Origin of the sequence: Chryseolinea soli, assembly GCF_003589925.1 — a bacterium.
GTDB lineage: Bacteria > Bacteroidota > Bacteroidia > Cytophagales > Cyclobacteriaceae > Chryseolinea > Chryseolinea soli.
Genome location: NZ_CP032382.1, coordinates 860,874 through 877,273 on the forward strand (window position 1 = coordinate 860,874; position 16,400 = coordinate 877,273).

13 protein-coding genes are annotated in these 16,400 nt (G+C 52.2%); 4 read left to right on the top strand and 9 right to left on the bottom strand.

The window, feature by feature from the left end:
- Window positions 1-15: 15 nt before the first annotated feature.
- The 3 genes from D4L85_RS03475 to D4L85_RS03485 form a co-directional block, all read right to left on the bottom strand.
- A complete protein-coding gene (locus D4L85_RS03475) occupies window positions 16-1,542 on the bottom strand; it encodes a SusD/RagB family nutrient-binding outer membrane lipoprotein (RefSeq protein WP_119758643.1) in 1,527 nt (508 codons plus the stop codon).
- Between the two features lie 30 nt (window positions 1,543-1,572).
- Window positions 1,573-4,941 (bottom strand): SusC/RagA family TonB-linked outer membrane protein, encoded by a 3,369-nt coding sequence (locus tag D4L85_RS03480; protein ID WP_119753013.1) that lies wholly within the window; start codon window positions 4,939-4,941, stop codon window positions 1,573-1,575.
- 487 nt (window positions 4,942-5,428) lie between these two features.
- Window positions 5,429-6,553: a TIGR03364 family FAD-dependent oxidoreductase gene (locus tag D4L85_RS03485; RefSeq protein ID WP_119753014.1), complete on the bottom strand. Its 1,125-nt coding sequence runs from the start codon at window positions 6,551-6,553 to the stop codon at window positions 5,429-5,431.
- 183 nt (window positions 6,554-6,736) lie between these two features.
- Here D4L85_RS03485 and D4L85_RS03490 point away from each other — a divergent pair, with 183 nt between their 5' ends.
- Window positions 6,737-8,035, top strand: coding sequence for a DUF5690 family protein (locus tag D4L85_RS03490; RefSeq protein ID WP_228450763.1), 1,299 nt, complete (start codon window positions 6,737-6,739; stop codon window positions 8,033-8,035).
- Here D4L85_RS03490 and D4L85_RS03495 read toward each other — a convergent pair.
- Together D4L85_RS03495 and D4L85_RS03500 are read right to left on the bottom strand one after the other, a co-directional pair.
- On the bottom strand, window positions 8,032-8,613 hold the full coding sequence (locus D4L85_RS03495) for a hypothetical protein (RefSeq protein ID WP_160143519.1): 582 nt from the start codon (window positions 8,611-8,613) through the stop codon (window positions 8,032-8,034). The genes D4L85_RS03490 and D4L85_RS03495 overlap by 4 nt on opposite strands.
- Window positions 8,614-8,662: 49 nt before the next feature.
- Window positions 8,663-9,355: an HAD family hydrolase gene (locus tag D4L85_RS03500; RefSeq protein ID WP_119753016.1), complete on the bottom strand. Its 693-nt coding sequence runs from the start codon at window positions 9,353-9,355 to the stop codon at window positions 8,663-8,665.
- 211 nt (window positions 9,356-9,566) lie between these two features.
- Here D4L85_RS03500 and D4L85_RS03505 point away from each other — a divergent pair, with 211 nt between their 5' ends.
- Window positions 9,567-10,139, top strand: coding sequence for an HD domain-containing protein (locus D4L85_RS03505; RefSeq protein WP_119753017.1), 573 nt, complete (start codon window positions 9,567-9,569; stop codon window positions 10,137-10,139).
- Window positions 10,140-10,369: 230 nt separating this feature from the next.
- The gene (locus D4L85_RS03510) at window positions 10,370-10,792 is read left to right on the top strand and encodes a response regulator (protein WP_119753018.1); all 423 of its coding nucleotides are present in this window, start codon (window positions 10,370-10,372) and stop codon (window positions 10,790-10,792) included.
- A gap of 48 nt (window positions 10,793-10,840) precedes the next feature.
- Here the strand turns inward: D4L85_RS03510 and D4L85_RS03515 are convergent, their stop codons facing one another.
- Complete coding sequence (locus D4L85_RS03515; RefSeq protein ID WP_119753019.1) at window positions 10,841-13,249, bottom strand: ABC transporter permease; 2,409 nt, start codon at window positions 13,247-13,249, stop codon at window positions 10,841-10,843.
- Window positions 13,250-13,447: 198 nt separating this feature from the next.
- On the opposite strand from D4L85_RS03515, the gene D4L85_RS03520 reads away from it, so the two are divergent.
- Entirely contained in the window at window positions 13,448-13,849 is a 402-nt protein-coding gene (locus D4L85_RS03520) for an OsmC family protein (protein WP_119758645.1), read from the top strand.
- A 120-nt stretch (window positions 13,850-13,969) separates the two neighbouring features.
- Here the strand turns inward: D4L85_RS03520 and D4L85_RS03525 are convergent, their stop codons facing one another.
- From D4L85_RS03525 to D4L85_RS03535, 3 genes are all read right to left on the bottom strand, one after another.
- The gene (locus D4L85_RS03525; protein WP_119753020.1) at window positions 13,970-14,848 is read right to left on the bottom strand and encodes a hypothetical protein; all 879 of its coding nucleotides are present in this window, start codon (window positions 14,846-14,848) and stop codon (window positions 13,970-13,972) included.
- Between the two features lie 68 nt (window positions 14,849-14,916).
- Window positions 14,917-15,795, bottom strand: a complete 879-nt coding sequence (locus D4L85_RS03530; RefSeq protein WP_119753021.1) for a DUF5777 family beta-barrel protein — start codon at window positions 15,793-15,795, stop codon at window positions 14,917-14,919.
- Between the two features lie 9 nt (window positions 15,796-15,804).
- Window positions 15,805-16,350, bottom strand: coding sequence for a YceI family protein (locus tag D4L85_RS03535; RefSeq protein ID WP_119753022.1), 546 nt, complete (start codon window positions 16,348-16,350; stop codon window positions 15,805-15,807).
- Window positions 16,351-16,400: the final 50 nt, after the last annotated feature.

Here is a 16,400-nt window from a genome sequence, read left to right on the forward strand (position 1 = left end):
CAAACTAATTACGCGCTAATTGAAATCCCACCACACCTTGGTATTCAGGTTGTCGGGACCTTGGCGTGTCACCGCGGCTTCACGACCGGCGGCGTTGAGCGATTGCTCTGCCAAGGGATAGATATAACGGACCGGTATTTTGTTGTTGTTCAGGTTGCTCGCACCGGGAACCAACACCGGCAGGTTTGTTCTGCGCCAGTCGTACCAGGCCTCCAGTCCATTGAACAGAAGGGCAATCCATTTTTGTGTGCCGATCTTCGCGAGCTTTTCGGCTTGCGATCCGGTGTAGGCCACGCCATCTTGTGTGAAATAGTCGGCCGGCACGGTGAGATCTATTCCATATTCAGCCGGGGTGATCGCTTTATAATAATCCATGTTGGCTTGAATGCCCTGTGTATAAAACGTTTCGGCATTGCCGGTGGAGATGAGATTTTTTTCGCGTGCTTCGGCCAAGATAAATTGCAGTTCAGCATACGTCATCAACAATCCGCGGGAGGCATTGGCAACCGGCGCGGGCTTGCCCGCATCATTGCACACCAGGCAAGCGAAGACAAGACCAACACGTGAGACCGCCAGTGGACCGCCGTTGTAGCTCAACGCCTGCGTATCTTCCAGGCCGTTGGGAATTCCTTCGATCTTCGGTGTGCCGGCCGCTACGGATTTTTCCGTGGGACGCGCAAACACTTTTAACCGCGGATCGTTCAGGTTGGTCAACACATCACCAAGCGTTTTGCTAAGCCTGAATTCATCAAACGACCCAACCCGGGAAGTGTACAACGGCCATTGGTTCGGGGAGCTTGCCAGGTAGACCAATGCCGCATTGTCACTGTTGCTTTCAAAAATGGGGTTGGTGGCCGGATCGTCGAGAATCGCTTGCATTTCGGCTTTCACATCTTTTCTATCGGAGATGCGCATGAGATACCGCAGGCGGAGCGAGTTGGCCAGCTTTTTCCATTTGCCAAGTGCGCCACCAAACAACAGGTCGCCCGCCACGGTTTCGTTGCTGGTACCCAGGATCTCGTTCGCTTTTTTCAGATCGGCCAGGATGCCGGCATAGATCGATTCTTGCGTGTCGTAGGTAGTGAGATAAACAGCGTCGGATTTTGCCTGCGTCGCCTGCGAATAAGGAATATCACCGTGCGCGTCGGTAGCCAGCGAAAACATCCACGACTTCATCACCAACGCCACGCCGAGGTAATTGTTCTGAACCGGAACGGTGTTCTCCGCGATGTCGATGATGTTTTTCACATTGCGCATGTTTCCATAGACGCTGTTCCAGACGCTGGTGCGCTCGCCCCAGAGGTAGCGGTCTTCATTCACAAACTGGATCTTGGCCGTGTGTTGCACCACAATGTTGCCGATGCTCCACGCCTCGTTTACCTGGTCATTCAAAGTATTTTTGATGACACCCGACAACAACAGATCGGGTGTGACGACCGTGGGCACGTTGGGGTTGGTGTTGATATCTTCAAAGTCTTTATCGCAAGCTCCTGCCACGAGCATCGCGGCAAAAAGCAAAGTGATCTTTCGTATATTTTTCATGGTCATGATCTTTTAAGTGGTTCGGCAAAATTAAAATTTGAGGCTCACGTTAAAACCGTAGCTTCTCGACGACGGTATAGACATGTATTCGATACCGGGCAGGGCCGTGCCTCCCGAATACGACATCACTTCAGGATCGATGTGCGGCACGTCGGTCCACAACGCGAGATTTCTTCCCACCAGGGCAATGCTCACACTGCGGAAAGGAACCTTACCAAAAAATTTGTCCGGGAAGGTATAGCCAAGCTGTACTTCGCGAAGCTTCACGAAAGAAGCATCATACATCACTCCTTCGGCGATGCTTCTGCCACCCGTCCATGCCGAATGCCATTGGCGCGGCAGCACGCGATGGTCGTTGACCCGGAACGAGCCGTCAGCATTTTGGTTGACACCTTCGCCCACCACATAGGTGCCTGCCGGCGCATTCAGCAATTGAGGGTCGTTTTGTACGGAAGCTTGCGGATAGTAGCCATTCTCACGACCTTGTAAGGTCTCCTGGATGATGCCCCCTTCACGTCCCACGGTTTGTGTCTCGGAATATACCTTACCACCTTGACGAACGTCGAACAGGAAGCCCAGCTTCACGCCTTTGTAGGTAAGGGTGTTGTTGATACCCGCGAGCCAGTCAGGGTTGTAATTTCCAAGTTTGATGCGATCGGTTGTGGCGATGGGACGGCCTTGGCTGTCGTATACCATTTGACCGACGGATTGACCCGATGCGTCGTAATAGGGTTTGGTCGGATCAGTGTTCTGCACGCGGGCAAAACCTATTCCGTACATATCCCCCATGCGCTCGCCAACACGGGCCTCGATGCTCACGCGGCGGCTGGCCATCACAAAATTGTTGAGGCCATCCGACAGGGACAACACCTCACTCCTGTTCTTGGAGAAGTTAACATCAAAGTTCCAGCGCAATCCCCAGGTAGTTTGAATCGGTACGGTGGTCAACATGATCTCAATACCATGGTTCTTGATCTCACCGGCATTGATAGACCGGCTGTTGTAGCCCGTGGTAATCGAGAGCGGAATGTTCAGGATCTGGTTGCGCGTGCGGGATTCGTACATCGTAACGTCCACCCCAAGCCGGTTGCCAAAGAACCGCAGATCAAGTCCGCCTTCATAGGCCGTGCTGATCTCCGGCTTCAGGCTGAAGTTTGCCAACCGGTCGTTCTCACCATACACTTGTGACGAGCCATACGGATCGCTGGGGTTATACGATTGTGTGAACGTAAACGGATCGGTATCATTACCCACCTGGGCAATGCTGGCCCGCACCTTGGCAAACGAAATAGCTTCCGGCAATTGCACCATGTCCGTCACCACCGCGCTGAGGGCTGCGGATGAATAGAAATAGCTGTTGTCTTCGGTGCCGATGCCGAGCGTCTTCAACTCCTGGGGCAACGTCAGTGCACTGGACCAATCGTTGCGTGCGGAAAGGTCGAGGAACAGCATATTCTTGTAGCCCAATTGCACGGAGGCGTACAAACTGTTCACGCGTTTCTTCGTGTCGGTCTGCGTTGTTTGCAACGGTGCGCGGGAGTTGGTGAGGTTGTAGATGCCGGGGATGTTCAGCTGCGGCGCATTGACTTCCAGGAAGTCCGATTTCTGACGCAGTTGGTTCCCACCCACCGATGCCGTCAGGGTGAACACGGAAGGGACGATCTCCTTGTTGAAGGTCAGCAAGAAATCGGAGTTCCGCTCTTCGGTGACGATGTTGTTTTCTCGGTATTGTCCAAACGGAAAACGTTGTGTGCTGAAAGCTCGCCGAAACTGGCGGCGATCATTGGCATAATCGGTAGCCGTCCGCAATTGCAGACTCAGCCACGGTGTGAAATCATATTTCAAACTCAGGTTCCCGATGATGCGATCCACGAACTGACCGTTGGTGTTCTCGTACATCGTGAAGTAGGGATTGTCGTGATAGTTGTAGTTCCAATTAAATTGACGGCGACCTTGCTGGCCATCCATCCAATAGTCCTTCAGCGCTCCAACATCCACGGAGCGGGGTAACCAGCAGTTGAAGAGGTACATGATGTTCTCCGTACCATAGCTGATGGACGGACGGTTGCCGCTTTCACTTTTAATGTAGCTCACAAACGCACGAGCCGAAAACTTCGGGGTCAGGTTGTAGCCGCCACCAAACGATACGGTGTTGCGTTTCAGGTCGGTGTTGGGCACGGTGCCGGTCTCGTTCAGGCCGGTGTAGGAAAGACGAAAGTCGCCGTGCGCATTGCTGCCGACGAGGGCCACGTTGTTGGTGAGTGTTCTTCCCGTTTGAAAAAAGTTCTTCACACCATCCTTGTCGTTCAGCCAGGCGGTGGGTGTGATGACGCTTCCCGCGGGCGCGTTCATGTCGCCACCGCGATACGGGATGGTCTGCCCATTGAGGGTGCGGGGGGAGTTGAATTGTGGATATTGTTGGCCATTAAATGCAGGGCCCCAGCTTTCGTCGGTGCCATCGGTGAGGCCCGCGCCACCACCGTTCACAAACGCGAAGTCGCCGCCGTTACCGTTGCCTTGTCCATACACATTTTGATACTTCGGCAAGCGAAGAACCGATTCGAACGTGGTGTTGGAGTTCACCTCCACGCCGATACCCTTCGTGCCTTTGCCGGATTTGGTTTTGATCACGATCACACCGTTGGCCGCACGGGATCCGTACAACGCCGTAGCCGCGCCGCCCTTCAGCACGGTCATCGATTCGATGTCATCGGAATTGACAAAGCCGGCACCATTGCCAAAGTCTACTTCAAGATTGTTTCGGCCCGAAGCCCCGGTAAATCCGTTGCTGATGGGAACGCCATCCACCACATAGAGCGGCTGGTTCTTGTTGAGGTCTATGGAACGCTCGCCGCGAATGGTTACGCGCGCGGAACCACCAATGCCGGAGTTGCTCCCCACCACGGTGACGCCGGCGATCTTTCCCGCCAGCTGGTTCGAAACGTTTGTCTCGCGCGCTGTGGTGAGGTTCTCGCCGCTCACGCTTTGTACGGCATAACCCAGACTTTTCTTTTCTTTCTGAATACCCAAGGCCGTTACGACTACTTCCGAAAGTTGTTTGGAGTCCGTGGCCAACACAATGTCCACCGTCGTCCGACCTGCGAGCGATGCTTCCTGCGGGAGATAACCCACAAAGGTAAATATCAAGGTAGCGTCTGCGGAGGGAACGTTGATCGTGTAGGCACCGTCGGCGTCGGAGATGGTGCCCAATGTGGAACCTTTCACTACAATGTTCACACCGGGAATTGGCGAGGCATCTTCGCCTGAGGTGACTTTGCCAGATACCGTTACCTGCGCCATGGCAGCAACGGAAACAAGGAGCAGCAGCACGGCTGCCAACGCGGCACGAAACGCCGGATAGGCCAAAGAATTTTTAGTTCTTTGTAGAGTCCTGTTCATATATTCGGGGGGTTAGGGGTTAACTGCTTTAACCGGCGTCAGAAATCTTATCCTCAGATCTGCTCTCCCCCACTTGACGTTCAACACGCTACAGACCAATCCATCGTCACTACAGATTCTCAACGCTGGGCAAAGGTTACCATTCGGCGTCACCCCAGGTTTAGAGGGGCGTTACCTCTCCATTAAAAAATGAAACAGAAGATGAAAATTGAGTGAAGGTTTTGTTCAAACGTCATGACGGAACGACGCTATCGCTTGTCATGCAGGGGGATAGGGCCATCATATTAATTTAACGTGTTGCAACTTCTTTGTCGTTGGCGTCTTTTACACGTTCACTCTATATATACATTGTTTATTCCTTGTATACACGCTGGAAAAGAGGTTTGAGCGAACTTTGCGGCCATAACCCCATAGAAAGATGACCGCCAATCATTCGGCGGATGAAACAAAATAAAAAAGGTATAGTGGGTCTTCCGGTCCGCCCGGATCAGAGCGCGTCTATTAATCTCTCGGCAATGCCAAAGCTGAGCGTCATGCCCGCGCCACCGAGGCCGGTCACGACCGTCACGTTGGGTTGGGGTCTTACGATCAAATGAATGTCGCCCATGAGTTTGGGGTATACCCCGTGCCAGCGTTCCGTGATCTTTATCGCACCGAGGTCGGCAAACGATCTCAGATAGTTCAGGATAAGCTCGTTGATCTCTTCGTCGTCAAAAGGCTCTACGGTGCGGCTGTAGTGATGCGAATCGCCGATGATCAGTTCGCCCGCTTGGTTTTGCGCCAACAGCACATGCACGCCATTGTCTTTATAGGCCTCGGATTCGGCATCATAGCGCGCGTCTACTTTGGGAAGCGACGGGCACTTACCAAAAGCAGCATAGTGCCGCAAGGTAAGCCCTGCGCACAACGTCGGCCCAAGATCAATGGGTTTCTCCGGCACAGCCTTCATCATCTGCAGCTTGCATTTCGATACGGGATGATTGTCGAACACCTCCGGATACAAGGTCTCGAAATCGGCACCGCTGCAAACAAACGCTTTCGACACTTCCCAGGTCTCGCGTGCCGTATGAACGTGGGGCAAAGCAATTTCCCTGACCACCTGTCCATAGCGCAGCACCAAGCCATATTTCTCCTTTAACCACAACGGAATTTTGCGAATGGCTTCGCGGGGATTCACCGTGCCTTCCGTACGGCTCCACAGCCCGCCACGCAACCCTTTTTGTATGACCACGCCCGACTTTTCTTTTACTTGCTCCGGGGAAAGTAACGTGCAATCATAAGAAGCATCCTGATACAGACGCATGAACTCCTGCAACACATCCCACTCGTCATCGTTGTACACCACATGAAGCGAGCCGTTGGGCTTCATCCAAAACCCGGCCTCCCGCGCCACTTCTTGCCAATGATGACGCGCCCGCAAGGCATACTCCAACCCCACGGCGGGCTCCTGGCCTATGGGCCATGACAATCCGAAATTTCGAACCGATGCCCCCACGGCAAATTGGTCGCGTTCGAACAAGACGACGCTGTATCCTTTACGCAAGGCCATGTAGGCGTGTGCCAATCCTGCTATGCCGGCGCCGACGATGGCGATGTCTGCTTTCTTTTCCATTCGTAATGCAGTATATTTTTTTAGATGCAATGCATCATTGCTGTCGCAAGATATCGTGAAAACCTTGTCGCTTGAGAAAGCATCGTTTACGTTATTATTAATTTCTTAACACTAGGTCAACAGGGCCACAACAGTCGCAACCGTTCTTTGTGTGTAGCCGAAAAAATCTTTCCCCACACCCTCATGTCGCCATCTTCCGAGTCGCCCATTACACGTTGGCTGAAACGCGTCAACGGATTTTCGTTTGCGCTCTACGCGACGCTCATGGCCTTTTGCTGCTATACCTGTGTGTATGCTTTTCGCAAAACATTTTCCGTCGCCACGTTCGATGGGCTGGTGTATGCCGGCATCAGCTATAAGGTTTGGTTGGTCACTTTTCAGGTGGTTGGGTATGCGTGCTCTAAATTTGCCGGGATAAAGATCATATCGGAGCTAAAGTCGGCGTCGCGGGCCTCGGGCATTTTGCTCATGGTGAGCATCGCGGGCGTGTCGTGGTTGCTGTTTGCCTGGGTATCCGCGCCCTACAACATCATTTTCCTTTTCACAAACGGATTTCCGTTGGGACTGGTATGGGGCATGGTCTTTGGCTATCTCGAAGGGCGGCGGTTCACGGAAGTGCTGGGCGCCGGACTTTCCGTGAGTTTCATTTTTTCGGCCGGCTTTGCCAAATCGATTGGTGGCTTTATCATTCGCGACTGGAGTGTTTCCGAAACATGGATGCCCTTTGTCACCTGCTGTCTCTTCCTGGTGCCGTTGTTGATTTTCCTGTACTTACTGGACAAACTCCCTCCACCTTCTGCGGAAGACGAACAGTTGCGCACGCGTCGCCAGCCCATGAATGCCGCCGAGCGCTCGCAATTTATCTTCACCTTCTGGCCCGGCATCGTACTGTTCACCCTAAGCTACATGCTGCTCACGGCCTTCCGCGACTTTCGCGACAACTTCTCCGCAGAAGTGTGGCGCGCCCTGGGTCAAGGGAATTCACCCGAGATCTTTACCACGACCGAAGTCCCCGTCTCGATCATCGTGCTCGTCGTGATGGGCAGCATCATGATCATCAAGAGTAACAAGCTTGCGCTGATGGTCAATCACATCATCATCTTTTTTGGCATGGCTCTCATTGGTGTCAGCACGCTGCTCTTCCAGCACCAGTTGATCTCTCCTACCTTGTGGATGATCCTGATCGGGCTTGGATTGTACCTGGGTTATGTTCCGTTCAACAGCATCTTTTTCGATCGGATGCTGGCCACCTTTCAATATGTGGGCACGGTAGGATTCATCATGTATGTAGCCGATTCGTTCGGATACCTCGGCAGTGTGAGCGTGTTGTTCTTCAAGGAATTCGGCTACGCAACGGTAGGATGGCTCGACTTTTTTATTTCGTGTGCCTATATTATCTCGGCGGCGGGCTGTTTGCTTATCGGTGGGTCGATGCTTTATTTTCACCTGAAGCACCGGCAGTGGAAGATGCAAAGCGCTTAGTGTCTGGCCAGCGTTCCGGCAACTTGGGTGTGATTGTAGTATTCAATGATCCGGATGGCTTGTGCTGCATCGGTGGGATCTAATCGGTTTGCCGAAACAAAGTCCGCCAACAGGCTACCGGAAGAGGATAACAAAGAAGGATAAATATCTTTGTTAAACCGATCCAGCTTGGTCAACGCATTTTCCTGTTGCACAAAGTATACATAGTCGTGGGCATCCGCGCCCTTACTGCGCGACTTGATAAACGGCAGGCGACGAACCACATTGACTTTGCCATAGAGCACCACCTCATAAAAATGTTGCGGGGCGCGCGGGTTTTCGTTTTCCTTTAGCGATACAAACTTGCGATTGATGTTTTCGTCGGCATCATAGAAATAGAGCGACAAAATTTTATGCGCGGGCAAGACCAGGCAGCTATCGGCCGTCCTCAGCAACACCAGGTCAAAGCCGGGCTCCATCGCAATCTTGCCGGTGAGCACGTTGCGTGATGCCAACACCACCGAGCCATCGTGCCACTCGAGGTCCCGGGCGGCGAGCGGGGTGGTCAACACCAATAAAACGAAGAATAGCTTTTTCACTTCACGTTACCTTGGGGTAACCTGAAGTTAATATTTTCTTAACACAAGATCAACCGCGCGAGGGCAGAATATTCAACACTTCGGGGATATTTTCGATCAGGTGCGTGTAGAGTTCCTCTTGTAGGGCCTCGCGGGTGAAGGCGCCTGTAGTCACCCCGATAACCATGCCGCATCCGGCAGCATTCCCTTCCTGCAGGTCGGAAGCCGTGTCGCCTACCTTGGCCACGCGGGCGGCATCGGTGACGTGGGTCAGTTGCATGGCCCGGAAGATCAGGTCGGGATAAGGCCGGCCGCGCTCCACTTCGTCGCTGGTGACGCTCCCGTCGATGAGGCCGCGCTCCTCCCATCCCAGTCTATCCAACAACGGGGCGGTGATGGCGCGATCAAACCCGGTGTCTACCACAACCTTCACGTTATTCGCTTTCAACTTGCGGAACGTTTCACTCACGCCCGGTTTCTCGCCTACGGAGGGATCGTTCCGGTAAAAGTCGATCATCGTCTTCACAAACGCGCGGTGGATCTGGTCTATCCAATCGTCGGTGATCTGCAGCGGTCCGGGATAGTTCTTTTCCAGCAGCTGGCGGATAGCCACGGGTTTGGGTATGCCCATCACGGCATTGGCATCTTCCAGGGAGATCGTGACATCGTGGGCCGCCAAGGCTTGCTGCAACACACGGTGAACGTCTTTGTTATCTTTTACAGTGGTGCCTGCCAGATCGAATACAACTAGGTCGATGGTCATAGATTTTGAAATTATCCAGCAAAGTAAGGCCTCAAAAATAGGCGGGAATAGAAATGCATGTGAAGATTTCTTTATGTTTTACTTATACTAAACAAAGTTAACATCGCCCACAGAAGGCCATTGCCCGGGAATTCGGCTTAAAAAAGACCGTCTGAAAAGATAACCTGTCCGTAATATAAATGTATCTATTTTCGGGTGAATCCTCGCCCCCATGGAAACAACGCTCGATCCCGTCGTTGAAGAAGTGCTAGACCTCTATCGCACGTATGGCACCGTCTGCCACCGCGATGCCCTGTCACCGCTGGAACACATGTTGCAAACCGCACAATGCGCCATCGCAGCCGGAGCTTGCAACGAGATGGTGCTCGCGGCATTCTTTCACGACATCGGCCGGCTTTGCGTGATGCCCTGCGATCTCCACGGCCATGGACGAAAAGGCCATGAGAAGATCGGCGCCGATTTTCTTCGACACTGCGGCTTCCCCGAAAGACTGGCGCGATTGGTCGAAGGCCATGTTCAGGCAAACCGATACCTGAGTTTCTCTTGCTGCGAATATTACAACACGCTAAATGAGGCCAACCGGAAAGCGCTGGAATGTCAAGGTGGCCCGATGTCGCGGGGAGAAGCGCGGGCTTTTGAACAGGACCCTTTCTTTCAGCAATATGTTTTACTATGCCGCTGGGACGCACAGGCAACAAATTTGAATATGCCGCTGATCGATTGGGAAGAAATACGGATGCGGATGGAAACGGCACTACTTGACCACGCGCTGGGCCGTCTGTAGTGTATCGGGTCTTCGTCGGTTTTCTTAAGGCGCCGGGATTCCCCACCTTAATTCATAGAAACAAATAATCCATTTCAAATCCTGAAAAGCGAGGACTCAAAAAACGGCCTCCCAGCATCTCTCCGTTGGATTGCGATGAGATCAAAAATTGCCACAGGGAATGCCAAAAATGTCTCAAAATACTGTGGGTCACCCCGGTAATTTTGTAAGTTTAAGTAAACCCATTTCCCATGCACCTCCCCGGGCCGGTAGTATTGATCGACGATGACAAGGACGACCAGGCCATATTGGTGGAAGTGCTGCAACAACTGGGGATCGGCGAAGTCCGGTTGTTTGACAACTGCCCCGACGCGCTTGAATTCCTGAAACATACCCCGGAGAAACCCTTCGTGATCCTTTGTGACATAAACCTTCCCCGCATGAACGGCCTGGAATTCAGAAGGGAGATCAACGAAAGCGAATACCTGCGCCAAAAGAGCATCCCGTTTGTTTTCCTGAGCACATCGGCCATGCCAGAGCAGGTGAATGAGGCCTACACGCTCACCGTCCAGGGTTTCTTTTTAAAACAATTTTCCATGCAGGGAATGCAAGCCACCTTGAATTGCATCATGGAATATTGGTTGGCCTGCGTTCATCCGAATGCTTTGAAATAGACCAGGAGGCCACAAAACCAAAAGCTTTTCCAAATAGACTTTCCGGATCTATTCCATTCGCAGAATCGTTGCCGGATTGAGCTTTGCTGCTTTTATGGCCAGCGCTCCGACCGTGAACCAGGCTACCAGCAAGGTGAGCAGCGCGGCCGTCAAGAAGTACCACGGCTCGAGGGCAATGCGAAACGCAAAGCTGCTGAGCCACTGCGACGCCAGGACATAGCTCAACGGCAGCGCGATGAGAATGGCTGCCGCCACGATTTTGGCAAACTCTCCCGACAGCAAGTACACAATGCCCGCCACCGAAGAACCTAACACTTTTCGGATCCCGATCTCTTTCATGCGGCGTTCGGCTGTGTAGGCGGCCAGGCCAAACAACCCCAGGCAGGAAATCAACATAGCGATGCCGGCAAAATAACGCGACAGCCGGGCCACGCGCTCCTCGGAAGCGTACAGCTTTTGATAGTCATCGTCCATGAAGCGGTAAGTAAAGGGCAAGCCTTCGTTGAAGCTCTGGTAGTACTGCCTGATCTTTTCGAGGGTGACCGGCTCTGTACCGGCCTTGATCTTTACGAGCACTTCCTGGTTGTCGCCCTCCTCCTCGGCCATGCGAAAGAAAAACGGTTTTACTTTTTCATAGAGTGACTCGTAATGAAAATCTTTTACGATGCCGATGATCTGTTTTTTCTTTCCCCACATCACCACTGTCTTGCCCACAGGATCTTTCAGGTTCATGGCCGCGATGGCGGTTTCGTTAAAGATCACGTTGTCCTTATCGGAGCCGGATTGCCGGGAGAACGCGCGGCCTTCTTTCATCTTCAGATCCATCAATTCGATCAGCCCGTAGTCGGCATAGACCGCATCGAATTCGATACCCTGACCGGGTTGCTTTCCTTCCCAGTCAATGCCACCGCCGCCGCCGTTGTTGCCTAGAAAATTTCCACCCATGCTGGAAGCATTCACTACACCGGGAATGCGTTTCACCTCCGTGATAAAAGCATCCATGTGTGCGCGCAGCTTGCCCTCGTTGGTGAAGACGATGATATTGTCTTTGTTATACCCGAGGTTCTTTTTTTGGATGAATTCCATTTGTTTATAAACCACCAGCACCGACACGATGAGCAACAGCGCAATGCCAAACTGAAATACCACCAATCCCTTTCGCACCCATGACTCGCCCGTACTCGCATCCAGTTTGCCCTTCAGCACGGTTGCCGGGCGGAAACCCGAGAGATAGAACGCCGGGTAGCTGCCCGCGAACACGCCCGTGAGCAGCGTAACAGCTACCATCGTCCACACCAGGCCAGCGGTGAAATGCAACGCGAGCCCCTTTCCCGTGATGTCGTTAAACACCGGCAACAACAACAACACCAGGCCCACCGCCAAAACCAGCGACAGCAGCGCCATGCATATGGATTCGCAGAGGTATTGGTATAGCAATGTTTGACGCGCCACGCCGATCGCCTTCTTAATGCCAATTTCTTTCATGCGTCGCGCGGCCTGGGCCGTCGACAAGTTCATGAAGTTGATACAAGCAATGGCAAGAATAAACACCGCGATAATGGAAAACAGCTTCACATATTCGATGCGTCCACCGGAAGGCACACCATTGTCATAAGCGTTGTGCAAATATTTAGAAGAATAGGATTGCAAGAAAATGCGTCCCTCCCATTCCAGCCCTTCACTGCCATGGCGGGCTTTGTATTGGGCTTTGCTATAGTCCTTTATCTTCTCGTTGAATTGGACGATATCCGTCCCAGGTTTTAGGACAACGTAAGTATGCGACGAGTTACTTCCCCAATAGGCAAGACCAAAGCGTTCCCGAAAAGTGTCATAGTAAACCGCATGGGTAAATAAAATGTCAAACTGCCAGGTGGCGTTTTCCGGTGGAGATTGAAAAACACCGGCGATGGTATAGGCTCCGTTCAACTCTACATTCTCACCTTCCCAAGCCACGGTTTTGCCTACTATGTTTTCGGTGGTGTTGAATAATTTGAAGGCCAGCTTGTCGGATATGACAACACCGTATTTATCCTTCAACATGGCTTTCCTGTCGCCCTGCAGCACGGGGTAAGGGAGCACTTCGAAGAAATCTTTGTCAACATATTGCGGCCGCGCTTTCATGCGTTTCTCGCCGACGCTTAAAATGCCCGGATCTCTTGCAATGGTGGCTACGCTATGCTCTACTTCAGGCATATCGTCCAGCAATGCAGCAGCCAACGGCGACGGTGTTTCTTCGCCCGTGCTGACCGTGCCATCGGCATTGGGATAGGTCTTTATCACCTGATACAGGCGGTCGTCGTTGTTGAATATGCGGTCGATGGCCAGTTCATCGCTCACCCAAAGGTAAATGAGCAGTGCGCAAACCATGCCGCTGGAAAGGCCTGTCAGGTTGATGAGGAAGGAGCTTTTGAACCTTCTGAAATTGCGGAAGGACAGGAGGAGATAATGGTGCAACATAGGGATAGGGTCTTATCTGGTCAGAAAGACACCCGGACAAAGCAAAAGGTTGCATCATGAGGATCGCTTTTCCCACCGGTGCGTTGCCTTTCCCTTGGTTTTGGATGGGCCATGCAGGCCTTCGGGGCGTTTTTTTTGTAATTTGTTAACGACGTGCCAATGCGTCGAAAAAAATCTGTCACCTTAAACGTATGCCTCATGATCATTTCGGCCACGATTCACAATCGCCGCGACACCAACGATATCATCGTTCAAACCGACAGCAACCGCAAGACGGTAAACATTCCCGGCAAGGCTGAAGGTTTCGGCTCTTCCATAAATGGAGGTGAATTGCTGCTCCTGGCACTGGCTACCTGTTTTTGCAACGATATATACCGCGAAGGGGCTCGTAAAAATATGGTGATCCAATCAGTCGATGTTACGGTCACCGGAACATTTGCCCGCGAGCACGAGTCCGCTACCGACATCACGTATCAAGTAAACGTGCAGGCGCCCGCACACTCTTCGCAGGAAATAAACGATCTTATCCGCTTCGTTGATTCCATTGCTGAAATACACAACACCTTAAGAAAAGGTGCACAGGTGACGCTGAAGCTGTGAACCATCCCAATCCTCATGCACGAACGAAATGCCGTAAAAAACAAAACGTTCCCAGGCAGAAGATCTTTCTCCCCAGGAACGTTTGTTGCACTTTAAAAATATCCGGACGTTTCGCGCCGGCTAGTTCACCGGGGCTTCTACAGCATCCTTAATGCCTACTGGCCATATGCCGGGGCTCGGTACGCTCACGCCTTTGGTATCTCCGCGCACAGCGTCGTGACCGAAGTAATAAAGCGGCCAGCCTTTGTACGTAAGTTGTTTGGCACCCGATACATCGATGGTACCGAACAGGGTTTTGTCAAGGACAGAGGGTAGACTGGCCAAGGTCTCGGTGTAGATAGGCCAGTTCGCATCGTGGGCACCATCGCCATTCGTGAAATTATTTTTGTTCTTCTTGTCGACCGTAAAGGAATAGATCGCTCTGCCTTCTGCGTCGGTGAAGTAGGTCACGGCACCGTCGCCCAAGGTATAATCACCTTTGTAGTGATTTCCATCGAGTCCGATCAGCTGTGTCTTGCCCAGCATGATCGTGTAGTCGGGCTTGGCGACAAACCACACGCCGCCCACGGCTTCGCCGGTGGTTTGGTTGGCCGGTTCACGCGTTCCGTTCGGTGCATAGTAATACAGTGGCCAGCCTTTGTAGGTGAGCTGTTGTCCGGCGGCGGCGGTGATCGTGGCGAAATCGCTAAGCGTCAAACCGGTGCCTAACATTTCTGCTGTGAGTCCGTCTTGGAAAAAGATTGGCCAAGCGGTGGCGCATCCGCCCGTGCAGGTATTTTGACCGGCTACGTCGGTAGAGAAAAAGTATAGTGCGTTTCCATCGCCGTCGGTCAGGTAGTTACCGAGTGTGGCACTGTTGGAAAGTTTGATCTTTATGGTCGACGAGGGCTGAGCGTCGTCGCTCTTGCTACAACTCGCCGCAGCAAAGATGAGGCACAGCATGCCTAGCCGCGCGAAAGGGCTAAACAGGGTCTTGGATACTTCTGATGTTGATTTCATGGATTGTTTTATTTAATGTGGAACATAGATTAAAAGACTGCTGAACTATAGACAGGAATTTTTTTGGATCATTTTCTTTTCTTCAATTGGAAGGCACGCGTCACGTTGAAACCGAGATGGATGTCGCCGTCAAAGAAATCGCCGTCGGTCTCGGTGATGAAGGCGCGCTCGATCATGCCGCGGGTGTTGGTGAGCACGATCTGGAACACGTGACCACCCGTTTCGATGTCGATGGCAAAACCCAATGCATCTTTATAAGGCGTAGCCGCATCCGGGTTGACACGGTAATAGTATTCCGCATTCAAGGAGACACTGCGCGAAACTTTTATTCTTCCTCCCACCCCAATGGCCACCTGATCGTTGGCACCCGTGTTGTCGGCAACGAAATTTTTATGGACGATGGTGGGCATGAGTTGCAGGGAAAAATTGGATGTGAATTTGCGCGCGATCAGCAACTGACCGGTGTAGGCCAACCGGTCGGAATTCTGAAACCCCTCCGGGGCATCTTCTTTCCGAGGGGAAGTCTGATACGCCGCGCTGCCAAAAGCCGTAACCGTGATCGGCATGCCATTCTGGCTTTGACGAAGCACTTTATATTTCAAGTAACTGTCGATGGTTTTATCGACCGAGTTGCGTCCCACGCCAACGCTGAGGTTGTTGGTAATGCCATACTCCAGCCCAATCCTCACAAACGCATCGTCGAGGCCAAACAACTCATAGGCACCTCCGTTGAGACGGCCGAAACGGTGCGCAAAAATAAACTCCAAGGTTCCAGCGCCTGTGGTCTCCACCGTGTGGCCATTCACCAGACGGCTGCCTTTAAAAGTTTGAGCGATATAGGCCGGGGCCGGTGTGTTTTTCTCCAATTCGCCCAGCAGGTCATCCTGCGCAGAGGCAAAGAGGGGCAATAGAAATAGGATCAACGCAAGGGTGTGGTTTTTCTTCATGGGGAGCGATTACGATTTATTGTTAGGTTTGAATGAAAAATTTAGCGTCACTTCTACTTGCTCGGCGATGTTTTGCCACAGCAACTTGGGGATCTCTATTTTGTAATCTTCCAACTTGACCACAAAGACGGCGTTCATGAGCAGGCCGTCGCCTTGTTTTGTAATGGTGCCCGGTATCTCCACCGTTTGCGTCACGCCGTGTATGGTGAGCTTTCCCTTGGCGACCGCCTTTTGCTCGCCCGTGGTATTGGGGTCGTAGCCCGTGATCTTTCCCTGGAATGTGGAACGCGGATATTTCTCCGTTTCCATATATTTTTCATTGAAGTGTTCTTGCATCAGCGACTTCGCGAATTGAAATTCATTGACCGGCACCACAAAAGCGATGTCGCCGGTACCCGCATCGAACAAGCCTGAAGTCTTCAGGTTGGTAGCCTTGATGTCTTCGATGGTGGCATGCGAATAGAACACTACGGAAGTTTTTTCTGTCGTGAATTTTTGCGCGTGTACCGGTATCCAATACGCGGCGAGTAAAATGATGACGAAACTTTTGTGCATGGTTACTGGGGTTATTTTTTGAACATAAGATTCCCGTGCACCTCTTTTTG